General features: G+C 53.9%; 21 protein-coding genes. 18 read left to right on the top strand and 3 right to left on the bottom strand.

Annotated features, from left to right (window positions below):
* Nucleotides 1–20: 20 nt before the first annotated feature.
* From MYS68_RS17635 to MYS68_RS17580, 12 genes are all read left to right on the top strand, one after another.
* Nucleotides 21–380, top strand: a complete 360-nt coding sequence (locus tag MYS68_RS17635; protein WP_248927093.1) for a carboxymuconolactone decarboxylase family protein — start codon at nucleotides 21–23, stop codon at nucleotides 378–380.
* 15 nt (nucleotides 381–395) lie between these two features.
* On the top strand, nucleotides 396–779 hold the full coding sequence (locus tag MYS68_RS17630; RefSeq protein ID WP_275983485.1) for a MerR family transcriptional regulator: 384 nt from the start codon (nucleotides 396–398) through the stop codon (nucleotides 777–779).
* A 115-nt stretch (nucleotides 780–894) separates the two neighbouring features.
* On the top strand, nucleotides 895–3,279 hold the full coding sequence (locus tag MYS68_RS17625) for a lamin tail domain-containing protein (RefSeq protein ID WP_248927091.1): 2,385 nt from the start codon (nucleotides 895–897) through the stop codon (nucleotides 3,277–3,279).
* Between the two features lie 391 nt (nucleotides 3,280–3,670).
* A complete protein-coding gene (locus MYS68_RS17620; RefSeq protein ID WP_248927090.1) occupies nucleotides 3,671–6,046 on the top strand; it encodes a bifunctional diguanylate cyclase/phosphodiesterase in 2,376 nt (791 codons plus the stop codon).
* 83 nt (nucleotides 6,047–6,129) lie between these two features.
* Nucleotides 6,130–6,420 (top strand): YciI family protein, encoded by a 291-nt coding sequence (locus tag MYS68_RS17615; protein ID WP_248927089.1) that lies wholly within the window; start codon nucleotides 6,130–6,132, stop codon nucleotides 6,418–6,420.
* A 106-nt stretch (nucleotides 6,421–6,526) separates the two neighbouring features.
* The gene (locus MYS68_RS17610) at nucleotides 6,527–8,350 is read left to right on the top strand and encodes a cache domain-containing sensor histidine kinase (RefSeq protein ID WP_248927088.1); all 1,824 of its coding nucleotides are present in this window, start codon (nucleotides 6,527–6,529) and stop codon (nucleotides 8,348–8,350) included.
* A complete protein-coding gene (locus MYS68_RS17605) occupies nucleotides 8,325–10,055 on the top strand; it encodes a response regulator transcription factor (RefSeq protein ID WP_248927087.1) in 1,731 nt (576 codons plus the stop codon). The genes MYS68_RS17610 and MYS68_RS17605 overlap by 26 nt, the downstream gene beginning before the upstream one ends.
* Before the next feature lie 88 nt (nucleotides 10,056–10,143).
* The gene (locus MYS68_RS17600; protein ID WP_248927086.1) at nucleotides 10,144–11,061 is read left to right on the top strand and encodes a carbohydrate ABC transporter permease; all 918 of its coding nucleotides are present in this window, start codon (nucleotides 10,144–10,146) and stop codon (nucleotides 11,059–11,061) included.
* A gap of 19 nt (nucleotides 11,062–11,080) precedes the next feature.
* A complete protein-coding gene (locus MYS68_RS17595) occupies nucleotides 11,081–11,953 on the top strand; it encodes a carbohydrate ABC transporter permease (protein WP_248930943.1) in 873 nt (290 codons plus the stop codon).
* Nucleotides 11,954–11,985: 32 nt separating this feature from the next.
* Complete coding sequence (locus tag MYS68_RS17590; protein WP_248927085.1) at nucleotides 11,986–13,326, top strand: ABC transporter substrate-binding protein; 1,341 nt, start codon at nucleotides 11,986–11,988, stop codon at nucleotides 13,324–13,326.
* Nucleotides 13,327–13,680: 354 nt separating this feature from the next.
* Nucleotides 13,681–13,923, top strand: coding sequence for a hypothetical protein (locus MYS68_RS17585; RefSeq protein ID WP_248927084.1), 243 nt, complete (start codon nucleotides 13,681–13,683; stop codon nucleotides 13,921–13,923).
* A gap of 15 nt (nucleotides 13,924–13,938) precedes the next feature.
* Nucleotides 13,939–15,375 (top strand): serine hydrolase domain-containing protein, encoded by a 1,437-nt coding sequence (locus MYS68_RS17580; protein ID WP_248927083.1) that lies wholly within the window; start codon nucleotides 13,939–13,941, stop codon nucleotides 15,373–15,375.
* A gap of 84 nt (nucleotides 15,376–15,459) precedes the next feature.
* Here the strand turns inward: MYS68_RS17580 and MYS68_RS17575 are convergent, their stop codons facing one another.
* On the bottom strand, nucleotides 15,460–16,272 hold the full coding sequence (locus MYS68_RS17575; RefSeq protein ID WP_248927082.1) for an SDR family oxidoreductase: 813 nt from the start codon (nucleotides 16,270–16,272) through the stop codon (nucleotides 15,460–15,462).
* Between the two features lie 327 nt (nucleotides 16,273–16,599).
* Between MYS68_RS17575 and MYS68_RS17570 the strand changes: the two genes are divergently transcribed.
* Nucleotides 16,600–18,546: a glycoside hydrolase family 127 protein gene (locus MYS68_RS17570; protein WP_420852135.1), complete on the top strand. Its 1,947-nt coding sequence runs from the start codon at nucleotides 16,600–16,602 to the stop codon at nucleotides 18,544–18,546.
* Nucleotides 18,547–18,551: 5 nt separating this feature from the next.
* Here the strand turns inward: MYS68_RS17570 and MYS68_RS17565 are convergent, their stop codons facing one another.
* Nucleotides 18,552–19,448, bottom strand: a complete 897-nt coding sequence (locus tag MYS68_RS17565; RefSeq protein ID WP_248927080.1) for a helix-turn-helix transcriptional regulator — start codon at nucleotides 19,446–19,448, stop codon at nucleotides 18,552–18,554.
* A 146-nt stretch (nucleotides 19,449–19,594) separates the two neighbouring features.
* Between MYS68_RS17565 and MYS68_RS17560 the strand changes: the two genes are divergently transcribed.
* The 3 genes from MYS68_RS17560 to MYS68_RS17550 all read left to right on the top strand — a co-directional run bounded on the left by MYS68_RS17560 (nucleotide 19,595) and on the right by MYS68_RS17550 (nucleotide 23,026).
* A complete protein-coding gene (locus tag MYS68_RS17560) occupies nucleotides 19,595–20,245 on the top strand; it encodes an SGNH/GDSL hydrolase family protein (RefSeq protein WP_248927079.1) in 651 nt (216 codons plus the stop codon).
* Nucleotides 20,246–20,476: 231 nt separating this feature from the next.
* Entirely contained in the window at nucleotides 20,477–22,180 is a 1,704-nt protein-coding gene (locus MYS68_RS17555; protein ID WP_248927078.1) for a pectate lyase family protein, read from the top strand.
* A gap of 129 nt (nucleotides 22,181–22,309) precedes the next feature.
* Nucleotides 22,310–23,026 carry a spermidine synthase gene (locus tag MYS68_RS17550; protein ID WP_248930942.1) on the top strand — a complete coding sequence of 239 codons (717 nt, stop codon included), beginning with the start codon at nucleotides 22,310–22,312 and terminating at the stop codon, nucleotides 23,024–23,026.
* A gap of 77 nt (nucleotides 23,027–23,103) precedes the next feature.
* Here MYS68_RS17550 and MYS68_RS17545 read toward each other — a convergent pair whose 3' ends face one another.
* The gene (locus MYS68_RS17545; RefSeq protein ID WP_248927077.1) at nucleotides 23,104–24,174 is read right to left on the bottom strand and encodes an acyltransferase family protein; all 1,071 of its coding nucleotides are present in this window, start codon (nucleotides 24,172–24,174) and stop codon (nucleotides 23,104–23,106) included.
* A gap of 227 nt (nucleotides 24,175–24,401) precedes the next feature.
* Between MYS68_RS17545 and uxuA the strand changes: the two genes are divergently transcribed.
* Both uxuA and MYS68_RS17535 read left to right on the top strand, forming a co-directional pair.
* A complete protein-coding gene (gene uxuA, locus MYS68_RS17540) occupies nucleotides 24,402–25,505 on the top strand; it encodes a mannonate dehydratase (protein ID WP_248927076.1) in 1,104 nt (367 codons plus the stop codon).
* The gene (locus MYS68_RS17535) at nucleotides 25,492–26,340 is read left to right on the top strand and encodes an SDR family oxidoreductase (protein WP_248927075.1); all 849 of its coding nucleotides are present in this window, start codon (nucleotides 25,492–25,494) and stop codon (nucleotides 26,338–26,340) included. The genes uxuA and MYS68_RS17535 overlap by 14 nt, the downstream gene beginning before the upstream one ends.
* The last annotated feature ends 125 nt before the right edge of the window (nucleotides 26,341–26,465 follow it).

The raw sequence follows: 26,465 nt of genomic DNA, 5'->3' as shown, positions 1-26,465 counted from the left end.
CAAACAAGGAGCTGGTTTCAATGAAAAATCGTTATGAGTTCGGTATGGAGATGCTGAGAAAAGTAGACGGTCAAGCGGGAGAAGAGGTCGTCGCCCCGCTCGGCGACTTGGGAAAAATTTTGGCGGAGGTATTCGGCGACATTTACGGCCGCGACCATTTAAGCCTGCGGGAAAGGGAAATCGCCACGATTGCCATGCTGACCGTGCTTGGCAAAGAGCCGCAGTTGAAGGTGCACATCCGCGCCGGACTGAACGTAGGTCTGACGCCGAAGGAAATCGAGGAGACGATTATCCATACCGTGCCCTACTCGGGTTTTCCTCCCGCAATTAACGCAATGAATCTGCTAAGGGGTATGAACGTGCAAAACCTGGACAAATAAGCTTATAATGGTGCCATGAACACTTCGTATACAATCCAGCAAGTTGCCGGGATGACCGGTTTGTCTCCGCATACGCTGCGATACTATGAAAAAGCCGGCCTCATCCGCACGGTCGGCCGCGATGGCAGCGGCTATCGCTTGTACTCCGAGAACGACGTCGAGTGGCTTCGTTTTTTGATACGCCTTCGCGATACTGGAATGCCTATCCGTCAAATGCAGCAGTTCGCCGAGCTTCGTTACCGCGGCGACGAGACGGTCGGCGAGAGGAGGCGGCTGCTCGATATTCATAAAGAGGAGGTCCTCCAGCAGATCGGCCGGCTCACCGAGGCATTGGAAGCTATAGAGCGGAAATCGGAGTATTACAAGGAGATGGAGCGGCAGCAGGGCCGCCAAACTTAAACGAAATTTATCAATTTAGTCTGACCTCCTGTGGTAAAATGGACATGTTGTGCGGGACGGCTATTTCCAAACTTTCCAAGTCTGGCACAATCCCACAAACAAAGGAGGAGAATTGATGAATTTGAAACGTCGACTTGCCCGCGCTTTGTCCGCTTTGGCGCTCACCGTGGTCATCGCCGGGTCTGCCCTGCTTCCGGCGCAGCATGCCCAGGCCGAAGGGCCTTCGGATCCGGCTCCCGTCATTCAACCTGTCGGCACGCCTAACGGCAAAAAAGTGCTTTTTGACAACACGCACGGCCAAACCGCCGGCGCAGCGGACTGGGTTATCGACGGCGGCTTCTCGGATTTTGCGAATGCGCTGGCCGGAAGCGGCTACTACGTGAAGGAACTGCGCAAGTCAAGCCCGATCACGCTGACGGACCTGCAGGATTACGACGTCGTCGTCATCGGGGAAGCGAACATTCCCTATAAAACGTCGGAACAGTCCGCCATGCTGCAGTACGTGCAAAACGGCGGCAGCATCTTTTTTATCGCGGATCATTACAATGCAGACCGCAACAAAAACCGGTGGGACGCCTCGGAAGTGTTCAACGGGTACCGCCGCGGAGCGTGGGCGAATCCGGCACAAGGCATGAGCGCGGAGGAGGCCGCATCGGCGGCAATGCAGGATGTCGCCAGCTCCGACTGGCTGGCGGCGAACTTCGGCGTACGCTTCCGCTATAACGCGATCGGCGACGTGAACGCGACGAATATCGTCGCACCGTCCCAGGCATTTAACATCACGAGCGGGGTATCGTCCGTTGCCGTGCATGCGGGGTCGACCTTGGCGATCATCGATCCGAACAAAGCCAAAGGCATCGTTTATTTGCCGGCGACAACGGCGAAATGGGCGAATGCGGTAGACCAGGGCGTATACGCTGGCGGCGGCGTGAGCGAGGGGCCGTTTGCCGCGGTTTCCAAGGTTGGCGCGGGTAAAGCCGGTTTTATCGGAGATTCGTCTCCGGTCAAAGATGCGACGCCGAAGTATTTGCGCGAGGAAACCGGAGGCTCCAAAACGACGTACGACGGCTTCAAGGAAGTCGATGACGATACGCTGCTTGTCAATATGGTCAATTGGCTTTCGACCCACGAAAGCTATACGAGCCTCAGTCAAGTGGCGGGGCTGACGCTTGATCAGCCGACGCCGCTGCTTTCCATGGAAACGCCGCAAACGTCCACGGAACCTCAGCCCGAACCGTGGGCCGCACCCGCGGCCGGCTATAAATGGTGGGATTCTTCCACCTTCAAGTCAGGCTCTTACGGTTACTCGAGTGGAGGCAGTGGCGGCACGGGCACGAACGTGTTCATTTCCGAATACGTCGAAGGCAGTAGTTACAACAAGGCGCTTGAGATTTACAACGGGTCCGGCGCGGCTATCGATTTGAGCGCATATACGATCGCCCAATCGAATACGTCTACCGTCATCAGCTTGAGCGGCACGTTGAACAGCGGCTCCGTCTACGTGATCGCGAATCCGAACGCGTCAAGCGGCGTACTTGCGAAGGCGAACATGACCAGCTCCGCTTTGTCGTTTAACGGCGACGATTCGGTATCGTTGAAGAAAAACGGCACGGTTATCGACGTGGTCGGCACGGCGGGAACCTCCTTCGGGACGGACAAGACGCTCGTGCGCAAAAGCACGGTAACCGCCGGCAGCACGAGTTATGACGCAGCGCAGTGGGACAGCTATGCGGCGGATACGTTTACTTATCTCGGCACTCATACCGTTCAGTCCGCCAATCATGCGCCTGTGGTCGCTTCTCCACTAGCCGACCGCACGGCGACGGCAGGCAGCGGCGCGTTTACGGTCGATGCATCGGGGACCTTCAGCGACCAGGACGGCGATACTCTCACGCTCACCGCGTCATCGGGCAATGCGAGCGCGGCGACCGTTTCGGTCAGCGGCATGACGATCACTGTCACTCCGCTTGCCGCCGGCACCGCGACCATCACGGTAACGGCAAATGACGGCAAGGGAGGCACGGTAAGCGACGCCTTCGTCGTCACGGTGACCAGCGCGCAAACCGTAACGCTAAGCGAGACGTTTGAGAGCGGCAGCAAGGGATCCTATACAGCCGGCAATGTGACGCTTTCCAGCGGCTCATGGTATTTCGACAATGCGCTGATCGGCAACCTGACTTCGGATGCGAAAAACGGCGTGCAATCGGCTCGCGTGAAAGCGGCCGGCTCCATAGCGATGAACTTTAACGTATCCGGCGCCGCCAGCGTGAAAGTGAAACATGCGAATTTCGGCACCGACACCGGAGCGACGTGGAAGCTGCAAAAGTCGCTGAACGGCGGATCGACGTGGACCGATGTATCCGGCACGTTCAGCAGCACCGCGGCATTGACCGAACAAACCATAGCGGTGGGAGAAAGCGCAGCGGTCCGTTTCCGGATTGTCGTATCGGGCACTTCGGGCAGCCGTCTCAACTTCGATGACTTCCAAATCGTCAAATAACCGCTGAATTGCTTCAGGTCGGATTCACCCGAAACCAAATTCAACAAAACCGATTCATAACCGCAAAGCCTCGGCTTATTCGCGCCGAGGCTTTTTGGTATGGAGTCTTAGGGCCCAATGATATAAGTCAATAGTTGGTGCACACAGCTGGCTAAAAGGTTTCGTGTGGAGTTTAAAAATGCTGTTGACATGACACTGCTTGGGGCGGTCGGCCTGACGGCAGACGAATTGAAGGGGAACGGCGGAACATCATCTTGAAAAAAGGCAAAATTAGTCTTTCATCGCACGAGAAAATTTGGTAGAATTTTAGTATAATTTGATGAAATTTGTCGAATTTACACGATGTTATCGGAGGTTTGGAGAGCGATTAACAATAGGAGCGGATGCGTTCATGAAACTGCAGAATAAAATAACGGTATACATCGGAGTGACAACCTTCCTGTTATTATCGCTCCTTTATTTGATCTCCGAAAGGGAGTTCGTGGATAAATATAAACAGATCGAACTCGAGTATGCACGGGACGGGATGAAACGGGTACTGCTGGCATTTTTTGATGAGTACAGCAACTTGGGAGCGATTACAATCAATTATGCCGGTTGGGACGATACGTACCGATTTGTAGCAAGGCCGGAAATTCCCCCATCCGACGATCCATATTTGCGAACGAATTACCCGGATTCGCTGTTTCAATCGAGCAGGCTCAGTGCAGCGCTGCTGTTTAATACGGAGAACCGGGTATATTTTGCCAAAGCTTACGATGTGGCGGGACAAAAGCCGCTCGGGTACCCGTACGAGTTGATCGACGATTTGCTTGGCCGTCATTCCTTCTTCATCCGGCAGCCCGATGCGTCGTCGCGGAAACAGGGGATCGTCGTTGTCGGCGGCAAACCGCTGATCGCCGCCGCTTATCCGGTTTTGACCAGCGACAACGAAGGACCCGTTCGCGGAACTCTCGTATTTGCCCGGTGGCTGGACGGCCACTATATGGATTACATATCCGATAAAGCGGATACGTCCTTATCTTATTCGCTCGTCGACCCCTCGTTTGCCCCGCCGCCGGGTGCGGGAACGGTAATATCCAGGGGCCAATCCTTGCCCTATTGGGCCGATGTCGATGATGCTTATATCCACAGTCATGCCGTCATTTCCGATATCGACAACAATCCCGCGATTGTGCTCGAATATACGCTGCCGAGGGATTTTTCCATCCAGGCGCAGAAGAGCATCCGGTTTTACATGCTGTTTTTTGCCGCTTCCGGTCTCGCCTTCCTGCTGCTCGTCAGCTTCGTGCTGCACCGTACGCTGTTCCGAAGGCTGAACGGCGGGATAGCGGCTATGAAACGGATCGAAACGAAGCAGGATTTTTCGCTGCGGATCGCGGAATACGGCGGCGACGAGCTGACCGAACTGGAAAAATCGTTTAACCGGATGATGACCTCGCTTGAGGGTGCACAGCAAAAAATCGTGTATCAGGCCGATCATGATGCGATGACAGGGCTGGCCAACCGCAAAGGGTTCTTTGCGATGCTGGAGGAAAAAATCCGGATGTGCAGCGTCCGGGGAATGCATTTTACCGTGCTGTTCGTCGATTTGGACCGGTTCAAGCTCGTGAACGATACGTTCGGCCATCATATCGGGGATCTGCTGCTTAAAGAGGCGGCGAAGCGAATTCAAAGCTGTTTGCAGGAGGACGACTTTCTATGCCGGCTGGGGGGCGACGAGTTTTGCATTATTACCGGCAGCGGCTATGACGATGGGCAAATTAACCGTCTGGCTTCCGCCATTCAAAACACGTTGGATTCTCCTTTCATGCTGGAGGGCCACCAAGCCTCGATATCCGCCAGCATCGGCATCAGCAAATACCCGGAGCACGGCACCGACAGCGAAAGCCTGCTGCAGCATTCCGACGCGGCGATGCTCGATGTGAAGGAAAGCGGCAAGGCGAGCTTCAGGTGGTATACGGATGCCGTTGAAACGCAAAGAACGAGACGGCTGATGATGGAAAATTTGCTGCGCAAGGCGATCGAAAATAACGAGCTGCTGCTTCATTACCAGCCGAAATGGGACGTCGAACGCAGGAAGGTAACGGGGGTGGAGGCGCTGCTTCGCTGGCGAAATCCGCAGCTTGGAGCCGTTTCGCCGGCCGAGTTTATCCCGATTGCGGAAGCGTCCGGAATGATTAACGAGATCGGCGAATGGGTCATGCGCACGGCATGCCGGCAGTATGCCGCATGGAAAGCGGAGATGAAGGAAGTGGTTTTCCGGGTAGCCGTCAACGTATCGGGCGTTCAGCTGTTGCAGCCGAATTTCGTCGGGCGGACGCGCGATATTTTCAGGGAGGAGCAGGTCGATCCGATTCACTTTGAGCTGGAGGTGACGGAGAGCTTCGCCATTGCCAATTTCGACGATGTGATACATATTTTAAACGATTTGCGGGGAATGGGTTTCGTGCTTTCGATCGACGATTTCGGCGCAGGATATTCGTCGTTAAAATATTTATACCAGCTTCCGGTTCAGTCGATGAAAATCGACAAATCGCTGACCGACCGGCTGGAGGACAGCTCGCGCAGCCGCGTCATCGTTTCGACGCTGATCGATATGGCGCATCGGCTGAATCTTTCCGTTGTCGCCGAAGGCGTGGAGACGAGCGACCAGCTGAATTTGCTGCAGCATTATCATTGCGATTGGATCCAGGGATATCTGATCAGCAAGCCGGTCCCGGCGGAAGAAATTCCCGGTATCTTGAAGCAGTTCCGGGCCGGCTGACGACTTCGATTTTTCGGAAGTAAAGATAAGCTTTTCCAAACGTGTTATAATAATCTCGTAATTTATTGCAAAGGAGAGTTCGTATGAAATATTATGCCGTGTTTTTGAAAATGATCGACCCGCAAAAGAGCCAGGAATCCCGTCCCGCTCACCTCGAATATTTGGCCAAGCGCAAGGGGGAAGGGAAAATTTTTGCGTACGGCCGGTTTGCCGATGGCGCGGGCGGGCTCGTCATATACATCGCCGAATCGGAAGCGGAGGTGCGGCAGTTGGCCGCTGAAGATCCGTACATCGTTAATGGAGCCCGGGAAGCCGAAATTCACGAGTGGGAAATGATGACGGATGCCGTGCTGCCCGGAGTGTCGCTGGATTAAGATACGACAAAACAGAAAGCTTTCGCTTATAATGAGGACAGACATTCATCGTCTGTCCTTTTTGTTTTGCGGATAATCATTTGGGGGATTTGGGGGGCAACCGCTTATGTTCTACTCGTTAAAAAACCGGCTGATCGCATTTTTCGTCGTGTTGCTCGTCCTGTCGTTCAGCACGATGTCGTACCTGCTTTTCAGCGAATCCCGCTCGATCATCCGATCGTATATCGAGTCTTCCGCCCTTGAGAAAATGGATGAATACGGATCGTTTATCAATATGGCGCTGATGCAGATGTACGACTTGGCGTCGCTCGTATTTAACAGCGATAAGACGAAAAATTGGGATATCGCCTTGTCCGACCCGGCTTTGCCGGAAGGGGAAAAGATGCTGGCGAACCTCAATTTAAGCGATTTTTTGACGCAGACGACCAACAACTACTCCGGGGTATCCTCCGTCTCCGTTTACAGGCAGGAGGGATTGTGGATCAGCGCCGGCAAAAAGGTGGTGGCGGACAACTCATTTCTCGGCGAGGCGTGGTACAACGATTTTGTCGCCCGCGGCAGCCACTGGGTGCCGGCCCACAAGGATGCGGTGGAAGCGGGAAACTTCCGCCCGTACCAGGTCGTAAGCCTGCTGCTGCCGATCGGTTCGTTCGAGCTGTCGACCGCCAAAAACGTGATGAAAATCAACGTCAGCGAAGATTTTTTTCTCGAGCCGTTAAACCGCATTCATTTGGGGGAAAGCGGAACGATTTTCCTGCTCGACCAGGACGGACGCCCGATCCTGTCGCAAAATCAATATTACGCCCACACCGAAGCGATCGAAAAAGTGGCGCAGGTCATGGCAGGCCCCCTGCAGCAGGGCGTCGTTTATTTTCAGAACGATCGGGGGGCCACCGACATCCTCGTTTACAAGAAGCTGAAGCTGAACAATTGGCTGCTCGTCGGTTTCGTGTCGGAAGGCGATCTGTATGCCAAGCTCATCAAGCTGCGCTCCACCATGCTCGTCTTCTCGTCCATGCTGCTGATTGCCGCCATCGTGATTGCGACCTGGCTGTCCTACGGCATTACGAAACCGCTTTCCCGGCTCGTTTCGGCCATGCGCCATGTGCAGAAAGGCGATTTTGCCATCGCCGAGAGCCGCATTCCTCCGGACGGCAGCGTGCGCGGCGAAGTCGGCTACGCCATTTCGACTTTCCGGAACATGGTGCAGCAGCTGAGGCACCATATCAAGGTGGAATTCGAGCTGAAGCTGCTGCGCCAGCAGGCGGAATACAGGGCGCTGCTCATGCAGATCAACCCGCATTTTCTGTTTAATACGCTGGAGCTGCTCAGCAGTCTGGCGATGCAGCGCCGAACGAAAGATTCGGTCAAGGTGATCGAATCGCTCGGCAAGATGCTGCGTTTCTCCTTGAAAATCAGCGACGATCTGATTCCGCTCGAGGAGGAGCTCAAATATTTGCGCCACTATATATCGATTTTGCAAATCCGCTTCGGAGAGCGGCTGCAGATTGACCTGCAGGAAGAAGGCGAGCCGCGGGGAGCGCTCATGGTCAAATTCATTTTGCAGCCGCTCGTCGAAAATGCGGTGAAATACAGCTTCCAGACGAACGCCTCGGCGAAGGTCGGCATTCGCATTTCAGCAAGCGAAGGCCGCCTGCGGTTCGACGTATCCGATAACGGCCCCGGTATGCCTGGGGAGCTTGTGAGGAAGCTGCAGGAGGAGTCGGCGCACTCCCGTTTCGAGCACATTTTGAGCCGGGGGGGAGAAGGCCAGATCGGTCTGCGCAACGTACTGGCCCGGTGCCGGCTGTACTACGGCTCATTGTTTACGTTTGCCGTCGATTCGCAGGCAGGTCAAGGCACCCGCCTGGAACTTCAATTGCCCGTACAGGAGGTAACGCATAATGTACCAAGTATTGATCGTGGATGACGAGCCGGAAATCCGCCAGGGGCTCCGGCTGAAGGCCGACTGGGAACGCCTCGGCTTCCGGGTGGCGTCCGAAGCGGCGAACGGAGCGGAGGCGCTTGACGTGCTGGCCGGCGCGGCGGTCGACGTGGTGATCACGGATATGAACATGCCGGTCATGAACGGGGTTTCTTTTTTGGAGGAATGCCGGGAGCAGTATCCGGGGCTGAAGCTGATCGTGCTGACAGGCTACGAGGATTTTCATTACGCCAAAGCGGCGGTCCGAAACCAGGCAAGAGACTATTTGCTGAAGCCGGTCACGCAGGACGAGCTGGAGGAGGCTTTGGCCAAAGTCCGGCGGGAGCTCGATGCCGAGCGGGATTTGCAGGACCAGCAGGAGTTGGTGAAGTGGCGGCTGTCGCAATATTACAAGGAAATGAAGGAGCATTTTATCGTCCATCTGGTCAGGGGAGAACAGGATAATGAGCGGGCCGCGATGGAAAAAGCCCGGCTTTTCGAGCTGGAGCCGTGGGCCGGGAGCAGCGTCCGGTTCGTGACGGCGGGGCTGAGGGAACGGACGTCCGCCGCCGCGTCCGGTGCGAAGGATGGCCCCGGCGCAGGCGCTCCGGGACCGGGAGCGGCTTCTGCGCAAAGATTAGCCGGTGCGGCAGGCAAAGCAAACGATGCCGCGGAGACGGCGCCCGCAGCGGCGGAAGCGGCGAAGGAGCGCACGCCGGACAAGCTGCGCCTGCCTTTCGGGATGCTGTGCCGCGAGTTTGCCGGAACGTGGCCGCGGCAGCCGCTTGTGTTTCGCGATGCGCATTACCCGGCGCTGATGCATTTTATTCTCCTCGGGGATGACGAGGCGGCTGAGGTTTTTGCCAGGGAGCTGCGCTCCTGCATCGCCGGGCATTTGGGTTTCGAACCGGTTGTCGGCATCGGGCGGCAGGCGGCCGGGTTCAAGATGTGGAGGGAGGGTTATCTGTCCTCGCTGCTCGCTTGGAACGTAGCGGAAAGCGGCGTCCGCTATGCGTCGAAGCATTCGGACGGCAAGGCGGCGCTGGCCGACGATTTGGCCAAGGTGATCCAGCGGCAGCTGATGAAGGGCGAGCTGGAAGCGTTCCGGCAAACGGTGCGCAAGGAGCTGACGGCCGCTTTTTTCGAATCGCAGGCGCAATTCGTCAAGCTGATTTTTCAGCTGTATTTGCTGCTCGATTCGATGGCGTACACGGCCGGCGCTGCGCTGGATGCCGGGGACCAGCTTTGGATGCGGCCCGACATGGCGCTGGAGCTCGGGACCGTGGAGAAGGCGGAGCGGTTTTTGACCCGGCTCGGGGAAAGCATTTATCAAAGGTCGCAGATGGACCCGGACGACACGGATGCGTCGGCAATCCGGTCGGCCCGGCGGCTCATCGACGAACAATACATGTACGACCTGAACCTGACGATGCTGGCGGAGCGGTTCAACTATAATCCGTCGTATTTTTCTGAGCTGTTCAAAGCAAAGACGGGAAAAACGTTTATCCAATATTTGACCGAAGTGCGCATGGCTCAGGCGGTTCGCCTGCTTGAAGAAACGACGCTCGGCCTGTGGGATATCGCCGAACTGACCGGTTTTACGAGCGCCAGCTACTTCAGCTCGAAATTCAAGCGGATGTACGGAGTGGCTCCTTCCGAATTCAGACAGCGGCCACCCGAAAAATTTGAAAGCGGGCTCCCGAAAAAATAGCATTCATCTCGTTTGCGTCCGGCCTTATGATGAATTTGCGGCCATTTTGTTAACCGGTCCTTATGAATTCATCGAAAGGGAGGCTCCCATGCAAACGACGCGCAGATCCGCTATATGGCGGCAGGACCGCACCGCTTATTTGTTTTTGCTTCCGTGGCTGGTCGGCTTTTTCTGCCTGACGCTGGGCCCGATGCTCGGTTCGTTTTATTTGTCGCTGACCAAATACAATTTGTTAACGCCTCCGAAATGGCTTGGCCTCGGGAATTACGGGCAAATCTTCAAGGAGGACGATTCGTTTTACCGCTCCTTGAAGCTGACGTTCGAATACGTGCTGTATTCCGTGCCGCTTCGCCTGCTGTTCGCGCTGCTCGTCGCAATGGCTTTGAACAAAGGCATACGCGCGCTCGGGCTGTACCGGACGGTGTATTACATCCCTTCGCTGCTTGGGGGAAGCGTCGCGATCGCGATCGTCTGGAGAAAGCTGTTCGACGGGGAAGGGCTGCTCAACCAGTTTCTGGGTTTGTTCGGAATCCAGGGCCCGGCATGGATCGCCAATCCCAACTATGTGCTGTACACGATCGTCACCTTGTCTGTCTGGCAGTTCGGCTCGGCGATGGTTATATTTCTCGCCGGCCTGAAGCAAATCCCTACCGACTTGTACGAGGCGTCGCAGGTGGACGGCGCGGGCAAAACCCGGCAGTTTTTCCAAATCACGCTGCCGCTGCTGTCGCCGGTTCTTTTTTTCAATCTGGTCATGGGCATCATCAATTCGTTTCAGGTGTTCACTCCGGGTTACGTCATCGGAGACGGCCGGGGCGGACCGATCGACTCGACGCTGTTTTACACGCTGTATTTGTACCTGAAAGGCTTTTCGTTCTTCGACATGGGCTACGCCTCCGCGCTGGCCTGGATTATGCTGGCTGTCATTGCGGCATTCACGGCGATCGTGTTTGCGACCTCGAAATATTGGGTGTTTTACGGCGACGGCAAGGAAGGGAGGGGATGACGAGATGAACCATGTGGAGATGCGGACAAGGCAGACGGCAATCGTACGTCCCGCTGCCAGGACGCGTTCATACGCTCAGGCGGTCAAGCATGTTCTCATTATCGCTTTCGGGCTGCTGATGATGTATCCGGTGCTATGGCTGCTCAGCAGCTCGTTTAAGCCGAACGATCTGATCTTCACCGACACGAGCCTTTGGCCGAAAACGTTCACGCTGAGCAATTACGCCAACGGCTGGAAAGGGCTGCAGGGCGTCTCGTTCGGCCGTTTTTTCGCCAATTCGCTGCAAATTTCCGTGTTGTCCGTGCTCGGCAACGTCATTACCTGCTCGCTTGCGGCATTCGCTTTCGCCCGGCTCGAGTTTCGCTTGAAACGGCTCTGGTTCAGCATGATGCTGGTGACGATCATGCTTCCGTATCACGTCACCCTCGTGCCGCAGTACGTGCTCTACAACAAATTCGAATGGATCAACACATATTTGCCCTTGATCGTTCCGAAGTGGCTTGCCCACGATTCGTTTTTCATCCTGCTGATGGTTCAATTCATCCGCGGCCTCCCGAAGGAACTTGATGAGAGCGCCACCATCGACGGCTGCGGACACGGGCAAATTTATTTGCGGATCGTACTGCCGATGCTCGTACCGGCGCTCATCACCACTTCGATTTTCACGTTCATCTGGACATGGGATGACTTTTTCAGCCAGATGATCTATTTGAATAACATCAAGCTGTTTACGGTGCAGCTAGGCATCCGTTCGCTTTTCGACCCGTCCGGGCAGTCGGATTGGGGGGCGCTGCTGGCGATGTCCGTTTTGTCGCTCGCGCCGATCATGGTGATTTTCCTGTCATTTCAAAAATATTTCGTCGACGGCATTGCGACAACCGGACTGAAGTGAACTTATCATTTGAATACAGGGGGAATTTGAAAATGAAAAAACGATCTTGGCTGGCGGCATTAACTATGCTGACCGTTGTCACATCGGCCTGCGCCGGCGGAGGCACGGCGGGAACGACAGGCGGTGCGGGGGCGGCGGCGCCGAAAGCGGGGGATAACGGCGGCGGCAAAGCCGCTCCGGTCGAGCTGCGCATTATGTGGTGGGGCGACCAGAAGCGGGCGGACATCACCAACCAGGCGCTGCGCAAGTTTGAGGAGAAAAACCCGGGCATCAAGGTTGTCGGCGAATTCGCACCGAGCTCCGGCTACTTCGACAAGCTGAACACGCAGCTTGCGTCCGGCACGGCACCCGATGTTTTCTTCCTCGGCGGCAATGTCGTCGATTATGCCAACAAAGGCGTGCTGCTCGATCTCGGCCCCTATGTCGGCAAAGAGCTGGATCTGTCCGATATGGACAAGGGGATGGTCGAATACGGTACGTTCAAAGGCAAGCTGCTTCACATCTCGGCGGGAGCCAATGCGCGCGGCATCATCGTCAATACGGAGCTGTTTAACAAAGCGGGGCTTCCCGTGCCCCAGGACGGCTGGACGTGGGACGATTTTGCCAAAACAAGCAAGGAGATTGCCGACAAGCTCGGCAAAGGGTACTTCGGCACGTACGATTTTACGGTGGACGGCATGGACATTTCGCTCAAGCAAAGAGGCAAGCAGCTTTACGACATGGAGGGCGGCAAGCTTGGCTTCGAGCAGAAGGACGCAGAGGAATGGTTCCTGTATTGGGATAAAATGCGCAAGGACGGCGGCGTCGTCACGCCGGAGCTGCAGGTGTCGAACCCGCCTAGCGATACGAGCAAGTCGCTGATTGTCACCGGCAAAGCGGCGATGGGTCTGACCGCCTCCAACCAGCTCGTCGCTCACCAAAACCTGACCAAGGACAAATTGACGCTCGTTCAGGTTCCGCGCGGCCCGAAAGGGACCGGCGTCGTGTTCGAGTCGAGCCAAGGCTTGTCCGGTTACGCCAAAACGAAGCATCCGAAGGAAGTGGCGATGCTGATGAACTACTGGATCAACGACCCGGATGCGGCGAAAATTTTGGGCAACGACCGCGGCGTTCCGGTCACCTCGAAAAATCGCGATCTGCTCAAAAAAGACGCCGGACCTGTCGACCAAATCATCTACGATTATACGAGCAGCGTATCGGAAGCGACGAAAAAGGAGCCGGTCAAGGTCAGCTACAACCCTCCGGGTTTCACCGAATACTCCAAGTTGGCGGAGACGACGGTCCAGGAGATCGGCTTCGGCAAAAAAGACGTGAAGAAAGGCGTCGAAGATTTTTACAACGGTACGGTCAAAATATTCAACAATAATAAGTAAAAGGTGAACAGCTTTATCCGGCTGTTCGGTCAAGCGAGGCTGCCTTGGGCGGCCTTCTTGATCGTTGTTGGCGTAAGGCGGGCGGAGGGCGGGGCTGCGGGCGATTGCATGTAGACATGTTATGTCGCCTGCGGTTTGATCATACGAATGTTGAGCCGCAGGGGCGTTCCCGTGTTTCTTAATACGGAGATATGGCGTACTCTGCGGGAATAAACGCAGTTTCTTGTTTTATCTCGCTGATTGCCTTCGCTTTGGGAGCTATAAGCGCAAAAAGTTGTATTATTATGGGTCTTTGTCCAGAAAACGGGTGAATATGGGGACGATAATACAAGCCATTGCGTCTATTGGTGAAACTTGGCTGATTCCGTCCGGGATAAGCCAAGCTATTGGTATTATCGCCGCAGGGCCGCAGGAGCAGGCTTCCGCCGCAAGCACGGCCGAGGTAAAAATGACGGCGGGCATGGGATGATTTTCCGCACGTTTGCGGGCGAGCTGATGCTGGCGCTTCATTCGCCCAACAAAACGCCGGAGGAGCGGCCGAAGTTCTTGCGCATTATCGAAAAAGAAGGGAAAATAGAACTTGCCAACAATCGATAATGGAGGCTAGTCCGTATGAACCGCATCGAATTGGAAAGAGTGAAGCCGCACCAGGCCGGGGTTGCCGCGGAAGGCATCGACCGGTTTCTCGACCTGGTCGCCGACAAGCAGATCAATTTGCACAGCTTTATGCTGCTGCGCCACGGCAAGGTGGCGGCCGAAGGATATTTCCGGCCTTTTGACGGCCGGATGCTGCACAATATTTATTCGGTCAGCAAAAGCGTGACCTCGGCGGCAATCGGCATTGCCATCGGTGAAGGCCTTCTCTCGCTGGAGGATCATATTGTCGATTTTTTCCCGGAAAAGCTGGAAGGCGGAGGCGCGGTTCACCCTTACACGGCGCGGATGAAGGTAAAACATCTGCTTGCCATGGCGACCGTTCACCCGAAATCGACGGATACGACCGTAGACGATTGGGTAAAATCGTTTTTGACGACGCCGCCGACCCATCCGCCCGGAACGATCTTCGCCTACGATACGACCGGAACGCATACGCTTTGCGCGATTATCCAAAAGCTCGCCGGGACGTCGCTTCACGAATACGTGAAATCCCGGCTGCTCGAACCGCTTGGCATCGGGGAGATCGAATGGGAAACCTGCCCGATGAACATCAATAAAGGCGGCGGCGGGATCAAATGCCGTACGGAGGACATGGCCCGGTTCGGCCAGCTTTATTTGCAGAAGGGCGTGTGGAACGGCCGGCAGGTGCTGCCGGAAGGATGGGCGGAGCTGAGCACGGCCCGGCACATCGACAATTCGAATTCAACCTTTCTGCTTGACGGGAAAAAAGGCTACGGCTACCAGTTTTGGCGGTCGCGCCATAACTCGTACTGCGCCTTCGGCATGGGCGGGCAGTTCGTCGTCGTCATACCGGAAAAGGACGCGGTGTTCGTGTCCACGGCCAATACGCTGGCAAGCAGGGACGGGCATCAGCTTATACTCGACTGCCTGTGGGAGGCGCTTTATCCGGCGCTGTCCGATCGGCCTCCGCAAGATGCGGCGCTGGAGGAGCGGGTGGCACAGCGCCTCGAGAAGCTGACGCTAATCTTGCCGGCGGGAACGCCGGAATCGGCGGCAAGCCGGCGTCTCGCCGGCGGTGCACGCTACGCGCTTGCGGAGAATCCGTTCGGATTCGAAGCCTGCGAATTCGTGTTTGCAGCCGAAGGCGAAGGAGAGGTCCGCTTCCATGGCGGAGCCGGACAGGCGGACATCAGATTCGGCCTGAACCGCTGGGTAACGGGTGACAGCTTTAAGGGGTCGCCTTACGCAGGCGGCGCGACTTGGGTGGATGATCGCACCTTGGTGCTGCAAATTCAGCTGCTGAGCCGTCTGCAGATGTACACGGTAACGTGCCGCTTCGACGACGAAGAAGTCGTCATCCACTATTTGCCGGCGGGCGCGGAGGAGAAAGAAGACGCGTCCTGTTATTTAAACGGCATCGCACGCGAATAACGAGAGAACGGGAACTTCCCGCATGATTCGGAGCCTTTCCGAAGATGCGGGAAGTTTTTTTTGAAAACGGAATTGCCTTGAGATTTAACTAAAGTTTGCCGCTATCGTTTTCATAAAATTCTCGTCCGAATTTTCCACTCTCATCCTCATCAAAAACTCGGCATCTTCCCCGGCAAGATAGCGGAAACGATCCGTTGGGTCGTTGGCGGCTTCGAAAATCGTCTTGGCGATCAGTTCCGGTGGGGAGGAGTGCTTCCGAAAACTTTCCATTTGTTTGTTTACCACCAATTCAGTATAAGCGCCGTATGCCTCCAGAGAATCGTCCGTTAAAATATCGAGCGATCTTCCGGTAAAGTCCGTGGCCACGTTTCCGGGCTCCACGACTTTTATCTTGATATGATGAGTGGCCAGTTCATAGAACAGCGATTCGGAAAGCCCTTCAACGGCAAATTTGCTCGCATGATAAAGGGACAGAAGCGGAAAGGCGACTCGGCCTGCTGTGGAGGAGATGTTGATGATCGTGCCTCCTTGACTCGCCCTGAAGTGAGGCAGAATTGCTTTGGTTGTATGGATAACACCAAATACATTGACATCGAATTGTTTTTTAATTTGAAGATCGTTCGCCGCTTCGAGAGCGCCGACAGCCGCATATCCGGCATTATTCAGCAATACGTCGATTTTGCCGAAACGCTCGATACCTTTCGCGATGGCTTCGGCAATCGTTTCTTTCTCCAGAACATCCAATTTGGTGACCAGGACACGGTCCATTTGATTCAATTCCTTCTCTTTCTCCGGGGAACGCATCGTTGCGACAACGTTCCATCCTTGCTGCGAAAAGTACACGGCGGCTGCTCTGCCAATACCCGAAGATGCGCCCGTTATTAGAATGGTTTTCATATCAATTCCTCCCTCGGTGTTTGGATACAGGAAGATTATACAACAGAAAAATAACGAAGTAAACTAATTTAATAAAAATAGTATAAAAATATTAATTATATAAAAATTGTTTAATTCATTTGCTGTTGAGTATGCCTTACAAGCGGATTGCAAAGCGCACTTGTGTTATTCTCACATTTTGCATCGTAGGTGAGATCACATCCATTTCATACGATAGCGCAAAAGTCGGTTTTATCCACCTTTTCTACCCGGGCGTGGACTGACTTTCCGAAGCTCGCCGTGCTAACATGGATGGCAGAGCGCTCGCTAACAAGTACCGAAAGGCGGATGAACGATTTGAAAAAGACCGACGCGATTGCTTTGCAAAACGTGAACATTCACGACGGGTTTTGGTCCAAGCGGCAGCGGCTTGTGCGCGATGTCGTCATTCCTTACCAATGGGATGCGTTAAACGACCGCATACCTGGCGCAGAGCCGAGCCATACGATCGAAAACTTCCGGATCGCCGCCGGCGAATCGGAAGGCTCGTATTACGGCATGGTGTTTCAGGACAGCGATTTGTCCAAATGGCTCGAAACGGTCGGCTTCCAGCTCAGTCTGCAGCGGGACGAGCAGCTGGAACGGCTCGCCGACGAGACGATTGCCCTGATCGGACGGGCGCAGCGTGAAGACGGCTATCTGAACACCTACTTTACGGTGAAAAAGCCGGGAGAGCGCTGGACGAACCTGCGCGACGACCATGAGCTTTACTGCGCGGGACATTTCATCGAAGCGGCCGTCGCTTATCATGAGGCGACCGGAAAGCGGCAGGTGCTGGACATCGCCTGTGCTTTCGCCGATCATATCGGCAACGTGTTCGGACCCGGCCCGGACCGGCTTCGCGGCTATGACGGCCATCCGGAAATCGAGCTCGCGCTCGTGAAACTGTACAAAGCGACAGGCAGCCGCAGCTATTTGGAGCTTTCCAAGTTTTTCGTAGAGGAGCGCGGCCGCCGGCCGCATTTTTTCGACGAAGAGGAAGAAAGACGAATGGTCAAGCGGCCGACCGACCGCCGATACGACTATTTTCAGGCGCATCTTCCCGTCCGCGAGCAGCATACGGCCGAGGGCCACTCGGTCCGCGCCGTGTATTTGTACAGCGGTATGGCGGATTTGGCCGCCGAATACGGGGATGCCGAGCTGCTCGAGGTGTGCCGCAAGCTGTGGCATAACGTGACGCGCAGGCGCATGTATATCACCGGCGGCATCGGCTCTTCGGCCCATCAGGAGCGGTTTACGGTCGATTACGATTTGCCGGCGGATCGGGCGTATGCGGAAACGTGCGCTAGCATCGGCCTTGTGTTCTGGGCGCAGCGGATGCTGGAAATCGACCCGGACCGCGAATACGCGGATGTGATCGAACGCGCGCTGTATAACGGCCTGCTCAGCGGCATATCGCTCGACGGCAAGAGCTACTTCTACGTCAACCCGCTGGAGGTGTGGCCGAGCGCCTGCAATCATCGCCATGACATGAAATCGGTCAAAACGACGCGCCAGCCCTGGTTCGGCTGCGCCTGCTGCCCGCCGAACATATCCCGGCTCATCGCATCGCTCGGCCGGTATATTTATTCAAGCAGCGACGACGGGCTTTACGTACACCAGTATATCGGGAGCACGGTGAAGCAAACCGTCGGAGGCGTCCAAACGGAGCTGACGCAAACGACCGGGTATCCTTGGCACGGTCAGGTGACGCTGACCGTTTCTCCGGAACGGGCGGCCGAATTTGCCGTGGCGGTCCGTCTGCCCGGCTGGTGCAAAGAGCCGAAGCTGACCGTGAACGGAGCGGAGGTGGACGTATCCGGCGCGGGCGCCGTCAGCAATGGTTATGCTAAAATCCGCCGCGTATGGGAGCCGGGGGACCGGATCGAGCTGACGCTGCCGATGGAGGTGGAGGTCGTGCGGCCGAACCCGCATATCCGCGATTGCGCCGGGAAGGTCGCTTTGCAGCGCGGGCCTGTCGTTTACTGCCTGGAGGAAGCGGATAACGGAAGCAACCTGCGCGATGTGACGCTCAGCACGGGGGGAGAATTTATTGTGGAGCATGACGGGGAGCTTCTTGGGGGCGTTACGCTCATCCGCGCGCAAGGCTGGCAAACCGCTCCGGACGCGGCTTCGGAATCGCTCTACACGACTGAAGCGCCTCCGAGGACGGCGGTTTCCTTGACCGCCATCCCGTATTTTGCCTGGGCGAACCGAGGCGAAGGCGAAATGCTGGTGTGGGTGCGTGAAGCTTGAGAAGTTCATCGATTATTCATATGCGTCTGGTAAAACGCCTTCCGAAATTCGGAGGGCGTTATTTTTTCGTATTTTTTAAACAGCCGCATAAAATATTTCTCGTCTCCGATGCCGACGGCCTCGGCAATTTCCTTGATGCTATGTCCGGTTCGCGACAATAGATCCTTCGCTTTGGACAGCTTGAGCTTATGGATGTATTCGTGCAAATTCATGCCGGTATGTTTCTTGAAGAAACGGGACAAGTAATCTTTATTGTAATTAAAGCGGCCTGCAATCGTTCCGACGGAGAGATCTTCGGACGAATGGATACGCACCCACTCCATAATTCGCGCGATATTCGTCTCGGCCGGCGTTCGGTTTTGAGCGATCAGGAAGTGAGTCACCGTCTGCTCGGACAGCTCGATGAGCAGCGAGGTCAGGAAATAATCCGCCGCCTGCCCGGTGTAATAATCGGAGCTGGCGACGTGCTGCAGCTGCTGGAACAAAATATGAAGCCGTTCGATGCCGTCCGGTCTCGAAAACAGCGGCAGGTACAAATTGTGCAGCCGCCGGCTCGATTCGAGGCGGTTGCGGGCCGGCGCGAGCTCCGCGGCCAGAACCGTTTCGGCAATAATCTCATGGCGCCCGGAGCAGTGGAAATGAAGCCACAAAAACGACACATCGGGCGAACAGGGGGCGTAGCCGAAATGCACGCGCCCCGGCAGCAGCAATAGCACATCGCCGGGACCTATTTCGTACCGGGTATCGTCCTGCTGGATATACAGCGTTTCATGAACGCCGATAATCAGCTCGTAGCTGTCGATCACGCGCTTCGAATGCGTCCAAGGCGCGCTGGAGACGAATTGTCCCGCGGAAGCGAACCGCAGCGGCTCGTCAATAGCGGCTTTGATATAAACGGACAACTCCGCCCACCTCCTCATAAGAATTGAAATATGACAAGAGGCGGCATAATCCTGCTTTTTCTGTAAAAAAAGGTCGCTGCCGAGCCGGATAAGGAGTAAAATGGTAAATGGTTGATTTTGAAACAAACCGGTAAAGGAGAATCGGAATGATATTTGCAAAAGACGACAAACTGGTGATGATCGGCGATTCCATTACGGATACCGGGCGGCTCAAGCCGATCGGCGAAGGGAAAAACGATGCGCTCGGAAACGGCTACGTGTCGGTCGTAAACGCCATGCTGCATACGTTTTATCCGCAGCTCGGCATTCGGGTCGTCAATATGGGCATCAGCGGCAATACGACCCGCAACCTGGTGGAGCGCTGGCAAACGGATGTGATCGATCTGAAGCCGGACTGGCTGTCGATCATGATCGGCATCAACGATGTTTGGCGGCAGTACGACCGTCCGACGATCAGGGAGGCACACGTCTATCTGGATGAATACCGCAGCAATTTGGACGGGCTGGTGAAGCAAACGCTTCCGCTCGTCAAAGGCATCATCCTGATGACGCCGTATTATATCGAGCCGAACAAGGAGGACGCGATGCGCAGGTCGATGGATCAATACGGGGAAGCCGTGAGGGAGATCGCCGAAAAATACGGCACGAGGTTTGTCGATACGCAAAAATGCTTCGACTCGCTGCTGGAGCATATGTACCCGGCGACGCTGGCATGGGATCGGGTGCACCCGAATTTGACCGGACATATGGCGCTGGCCCGCGGATTTTTGGATGCGGTGGGATTTTCCTGGAAGTAACTAAAGGAGCGGTATCGGATGAGTTCCGTTATCGCTCTTTTTCTTTTTTTGTTGCGACGTATCTTTAGTTAGATTGCTGTACAGGATGAGCGGTTCCACCCATAGATTCATAGGATGAGCCATGCTATAATCCCAGTAATTCGGGAGTTGGAAGCGCTTTTAGGAGGAGGAACCGACAATAATCATCTGATTTGTGTGGGTGCAGTTACTACTTGAAGGAGGGATATTAGTATGATGAAAAAAGTCTTAAGCAGTTTGGCGATAGGAAGTTTGCTCGTAACTTCATCTTATGCTGCTGCGGGCGGTAAAGCAGAGGCAGCGGTGATTACTTCAATTCCTAATACGACTAAGGTCGAAAAGCGTTATGATGCCAGCTTTTTATCCGTAACCGGCTACGCTTCTTTAGGAGTAAATGATCGAAGCTCATATGTGGGAACATCCTATTATCGTACGGTTAGTAATGGAAGAGAGTTTCTACAGGCAATTCTGGATGCGAGTCAAGGTGCGGTTAAAGTAATTGAAGTGACCGATGATATTAACTTGGGATGGACGGAATTAGCTCTGGATTCAACGGAAAGAGCAAAGTATAACTTCATTACAAATTATCCGAAACCTTCGAACGGATTCACGAATCCGCTGTTAATCGCTTCCGGCGTGTCCAAATTAAACATTTCGAATGTAAACGGGTTAACCATTTTCTCCACATCCGGCAAGACCATCAGGCATGCGGAATTAAAGCTGCAGGGTTCATCCAACGATATTGTCATAAGAAATCTCAAATTCGACGAAATGTGGCAATGGGACGATTCCGGAAAGCATAAAGAGGTGGGTTGGTCATTCATCAAGGTGAATGGCGCTAACAATGTATGGATAGACCATTGTAAGTTTACCATAGCGGCAGACGGAATGATTGACATGGAAAACGGCGCATCCAATGTAACGTTCTCATGGAATGAATTCGGATTGGAAGCAACCGAACATCCGGATGAGAGCAGCTCTATTTATCAGTCCATCGAATATATGGAGCAAAAATATGCAGCAGGCGCATTGGACCCATCAACCAGCGTTTACTATAAAATGCGTAACGAAGGCGCTACCAAAAATCAGATTATGGCTTATGCAGCCTATCACTCTAAAGTTCATTTGGTAGGCTCCGGCGATAAGGATTATACGAATTATGTAAGCCCCACCGGGGTCGAGGTCAAAGATGGAAATCAAAGACTTAGATTGACCATGGCGTACAATCGTTATACGAATGTCGGACAACGTTTGCCGATGATTCGTCAGGGAGCCGGCCATGTGTTTAACAATTTTTTTGATAATTCGACGCATCAGAATGTACTGGATAGTGTATACGCCATCTCGAAATACGGCGGAGATACATTATCGCGCGGAGTGAATTCAAGAAACGGCGCTTCGATCGCGGCGGATACTAATGTTTATAACGCATTTAACGAACCTCTGATCGGTGCGGAACGTCAAGGCGACGATACGGCAAATATGAGTGCCCCCTTTAACGAGTTATTTAAAGATGCGCTCAACCACAGTTTAATTGTAAATTCAAAAATAACAAACAAAAGCGGATCTTATATTGGAAGCAGCTGGGATAATCATGGCGATAATTTGTTTACCAAGGGATTCACTTGGTATGATAAATCAACGATCGGAAAATGGGCTTGGTCTTCACATATCGTCGGGGTAGAAAATATGAGTAAATCGAACCCGCCCAGCACACCGTTTACTTTCACCTATAATTACGACGAGCAATTGCCATATGCGTATAAAACCGTTCCGCTAAACAGCGTTGTACCCACCGTCGCAAAATACGCCGGAATATCGAAAAAAATCCGGTTTACTGCTGCTGACTGGTTAAAAACAACCTATACGGATGCAAATTCGACTATGGAGGCGGAAAGCTACGACAAGGAAGAGTAGAAGGCTTTTATATCGAATATAATCCGTACATGAAAAGGTCACCGCGCAAAGGTGATCTTTTTCATGTTTGTTGATAAAATTACCCGTAGATCGGACTCGATCCGGGGCTTCCGAATTACAGCAAAGGAGATGTACGGCTTGCACATACTGTATAAAGAGTTTTCCGATTCACATGAAATTATGGTGTACGAAACGGAGGAGCTTGAGGATGAACGGGGACATTTCCGGGTTCTGCAATTTTCGAACGAAGCCATACAAGGGGCGATCGATTTAAATCGCCCGGAACGAATTGTGCTTGAGTACCCGAGAGCCATCATACATCTCATGGAGTTCAATAATCCGTCGTTTGAAAATGTATTTGTCATCGGTCACGGGATCGGGACTATCGCCAAACACTATGAGAGCAAACGGGTTACGGTAGCGGAGATCGACGAAAAGGTCGTGGAATTAAGCAGGCAATATTTCGGATATGGCAAAGATAACGTGAAGATCGGAGACGGACGTCAAATTTTGGAGCAAGAAAAGCCGCAAACGTACGAATACATTGTATTGGATGCGTTCACGGATAGGGGGACTCCGCTGCATTTAACGTCCGGGGAATTTTTTGCGATGGCGGATGAAAAGCTCGATTCCCGCGGCGCTCTTATCATGAATTTGATGGGAAAGGGAGCCAAAGACAAGTCGATCGATGCCGTTCGTTTAACGCTTGGCGAACAATTTACGTATGTCCGCTCGTTTTTCCTGCCGACGGAGGGTTCCAGAGACCTGCAAAACATCATAATGATCGGCAGCCACCGTCCCGTCGGCTTTCGGGCGAGAAATATGGCGGGATTTACGGAATACTGAGCTCACGGCCATTTGGATGGTACTGCGGGGTCTGCGCTAATCAAGATAAGTCACATACGGCGCAAAAATCCGATCATTTATTGATTTTGTACGGCTTGGGCGCGAGGCAGAATCCAAACGGACCGCAGCCGTTTGATCAGCGGATATTCAATCCATTTGTACAACAGGCTGCACAGCAGTAAAGAGGCAACGAAGCTTAACATGACGGTCATGCCCGGACCGATAAAGTTTGCCGCATGAGCCGCTCTCAGGAGCTTAAAGAGCACCGAGAGGCACGGTAAGCTGAACAGTAAAATCGAATAGGAGGCATTCCCGAATTCATGCAGCGGCTTGCACCAAGCCGGAAGCGGACGTCCCATTTGGCTGATTCCGAGAACGACCAGACCGGCCGCAGCCGTATAGCTTGTATGGATATAACCGAAACCGGGCATCTGCAGACGCAGCAGCCAGACGGCCGGCAAGACAAGCAGCCCTCCGGCAATGCAGATCAGCCCCAGACCTTGGTTCAAACGAATGCGTCCAGCCAAATATCCGATCGCCATTCCTGTTATAAATTCCAAATGATATCCGTTAAACAAAAACTGTGTGATGGTGTTATCCTCCAGCCGGATAAATCCGAACGATTTTAAAACGATCATAAACGACCAGACCGTAAAAACGACCGCCGCATTCGAAGGTTTGAATAAAAAATACAGCGAAAACATCCAGTAAAAGAAAACGATATAAACGAGCGACCACGATACTTCTAATATCGGGGGATGTATGTACGGCAGCAAAAGAAGCGAATGAATAATGTCTTTTGGGTTGGTTTCATAACCGAATCCAAATTTGGGATTCAAGAAATATACGGGTATGATAACCAAATTGATAATCCAATATAACGGATATATGCGGATCAACCTTTTCAGCATAAATGACGACCACATGCCATGGTTAGAAAACTTTCCGTGATAGATGGAGTACATCATATAACCGGTGAGCACAAAAAAGAAAGCATATCCGCCGGATACGGGAATATTGGCCACATTCAAAAAGTTGTAGTTAAAATATTTGTAGCCCATTTCGCATGTATGAAAAAAAAGCACCATAACGACGGCAAAGCCGCGAACCGATTGAATGATCGGGTTTCTTGATTCCTCTTTACCCATGTGCAACTTCTCCCTTTTATCTCTAAGTCGTTTTTTTCTTTCCCCTTCTCCAGTTACCCATTGTATTAAAGAAAACTTAACGTCACCTGATCATCAGCTTAAAATCTGCTGAATGCCGGAAACCGTTATTTGCGATGGTAAACACAATATTCCCTCTTGCTAGTATACAAGAATACAAGTATATTTGAACTATACATCATTTTAGGCGCAAAAGGAGGAACCCGCTCATGAAAATGGTTTTTCGCTGGTACGGCGAAGGCAACGACACGGTCACGCTGCAGCAGATCAAGCAGATTCCCGGTGTAGAGGGCATCGTTTGGGCGCTGCACGACGTGCCTGCAGGCGAGGAATGGCCGATGGATAAAATCTTGGCCTACAAGAAACAAGCTGACGAATACGGGCTTCACCTTGAGGTGGTCGAAAGCGTCAACGTCCATGAGGACATCAAGCTCGGTTTGCCGACCCGGGACCGGTACATCGAAAATTACAAGCGAACGATCGAGAAGGTCGCCAAGGTCGGCGCCAAGGTGATCTGCTACAACTTCATGCCGGTGTTCGACTGGATCCGGACCGATTTGCACAAGCGGCTGGAGGACGGTTCGACGGCGCTTTTTTACGAAAAAGCGAAGGTTGAGGATATGGATCCGATGGAGCTCGTCCGCAAAATCAACGAGAATCCCGAATTCACGATGCCGGGCTGGGAGCCGGAGCGGATGGGCCGGCTGACCGAGCTTTTCGAAGCATATAAGCAGGTGACGGAGGAGGATCTGTGGCGCAATTTGCACTATTTCCTTGAGCAGATTATCCCGGTCGCCGAGGCGAACGGCGTCAAAATGGCGATTCATCCCGACGACCCGCCGTGGCCGATGTTCGGTTTGCCGCGCATCGTGACGTGCAGGGACAATATCCGCCGGCTGCTGAAGCTGGTCGATAGTCCGTACAACGGCGTCACCTTGTGCAGCGGCTCGCTTGGCGTCAATCCGGACAACGATATCGTCGCCATGATCAAGGAGTTTGCCGGCCGTATTCCGTTCGCGCATATCCGCAACGTACGGTTGTACGCGAACGGCGATTTTATCGAAACGTCCCACCGCTCCGCCGACGGTTCGGTCGATATTTGCGGGATTGTCCAGGCATACCATGAAACGGGTTTTACGGGATATGCGCGGCCGGACCATGGTCGGCATATTTGGGATGAGCAGTGCCGGCCGGGTTACGGATTGTATGACCGGGCTCTCGGCATCATGTATTTGTGGGGAATTTGGGATTCGATGGAACGATTAAAAACCGGAACACCGTTAAACAGGAGGGAACCATATGCTGCCCATTAATGAAAATTTACGCGGAAAAGTCGCCGTCATTACCGGCGGAAGCGGGGTGCTTTGCTCGGCGATGGCCCGGGAGCTGGGCCGGCAGGGAGTCAAGGTGGCGATTTTGAACCGTACCGCCGAAAAAGGGGAAAGCGTCGCTCGCGACATCCGCGAAGCCGGAGGCGAAGCGATCGCCGTCGCCTGTGACGTACTTAGTGCGGAAAGCGTCAAAACGGCGGAGCAGATCGTTACGGAGAAACTCGGCGTCTGCGATATTTTGATCAACGGAGCGGGGGGCAACCATCCGAAGGGAAGCACGACGAACGAAACACTGAAGCCGGAAGATCTCGTGAACAAGGATATCACGACGTTTTTCGATCTCAGCGAGGAAGGGTTCTCTTATGTATTTAACCTCAATTTTCTCGGCACCCTCATTCCGACGCAGGTATTTTCCAGGCAGATGGTAGGCAGAAAAGGTGCCGTCGTCATCAACATGTCGTCGATGAGCGCGCCGAGCCCGATGACGAAAGTACCGGCTTACAGCGCGGCCAAGGCGGCGATCGAAAACTTCACGCAGTGGCTTGCCGTGCACATGGCCGACGTCGGCATCCGGGTCAATGCGATCGCGCCGGGATTTTTCCTGACCGAGCAAAACCGCAGGCTGCTCACCAACGAAGACGGTTCACTGACCGAGAGATCGCACAAGATCATCACGCATACTCCGATGAGGCGGTTCGGACGCCCGGATGATCTGCTCGGCACACTGCTTTGGCTTGCCGACGACAATATGTCCGGCTTCGTGACCGGCATTACGGTCCCTGTCGACGGCGGATTTATGGCTTACTCCGGGGTGTAGAAAATCAGTGCCGGGCACCGGCATACGCGCTAAAACGGCTCTCATTCGGCATCATGTGCCGGCGGACAGCCGTTTTTTTCAATTACGGAATGCAGCCGATGACCCGCGCGGAAAGGCCGATGTGA

Source organism: Paenibacillus hamazuiensis, from assembly GCF_023276405.1.
Taxonomy (GTDB): domain Bacteria; phylum Bacillota; class Bacilli; order Paenibacillales; family NBRC-103111; genus Paenibacillus_AF; species Paenibacillus_AF hamazuiensis.
The sequence above is the reverse complement of the archived record's forward strand: the minus strand, read 5'-3'. Positions and strand labels throughout refer to the sequence as shown.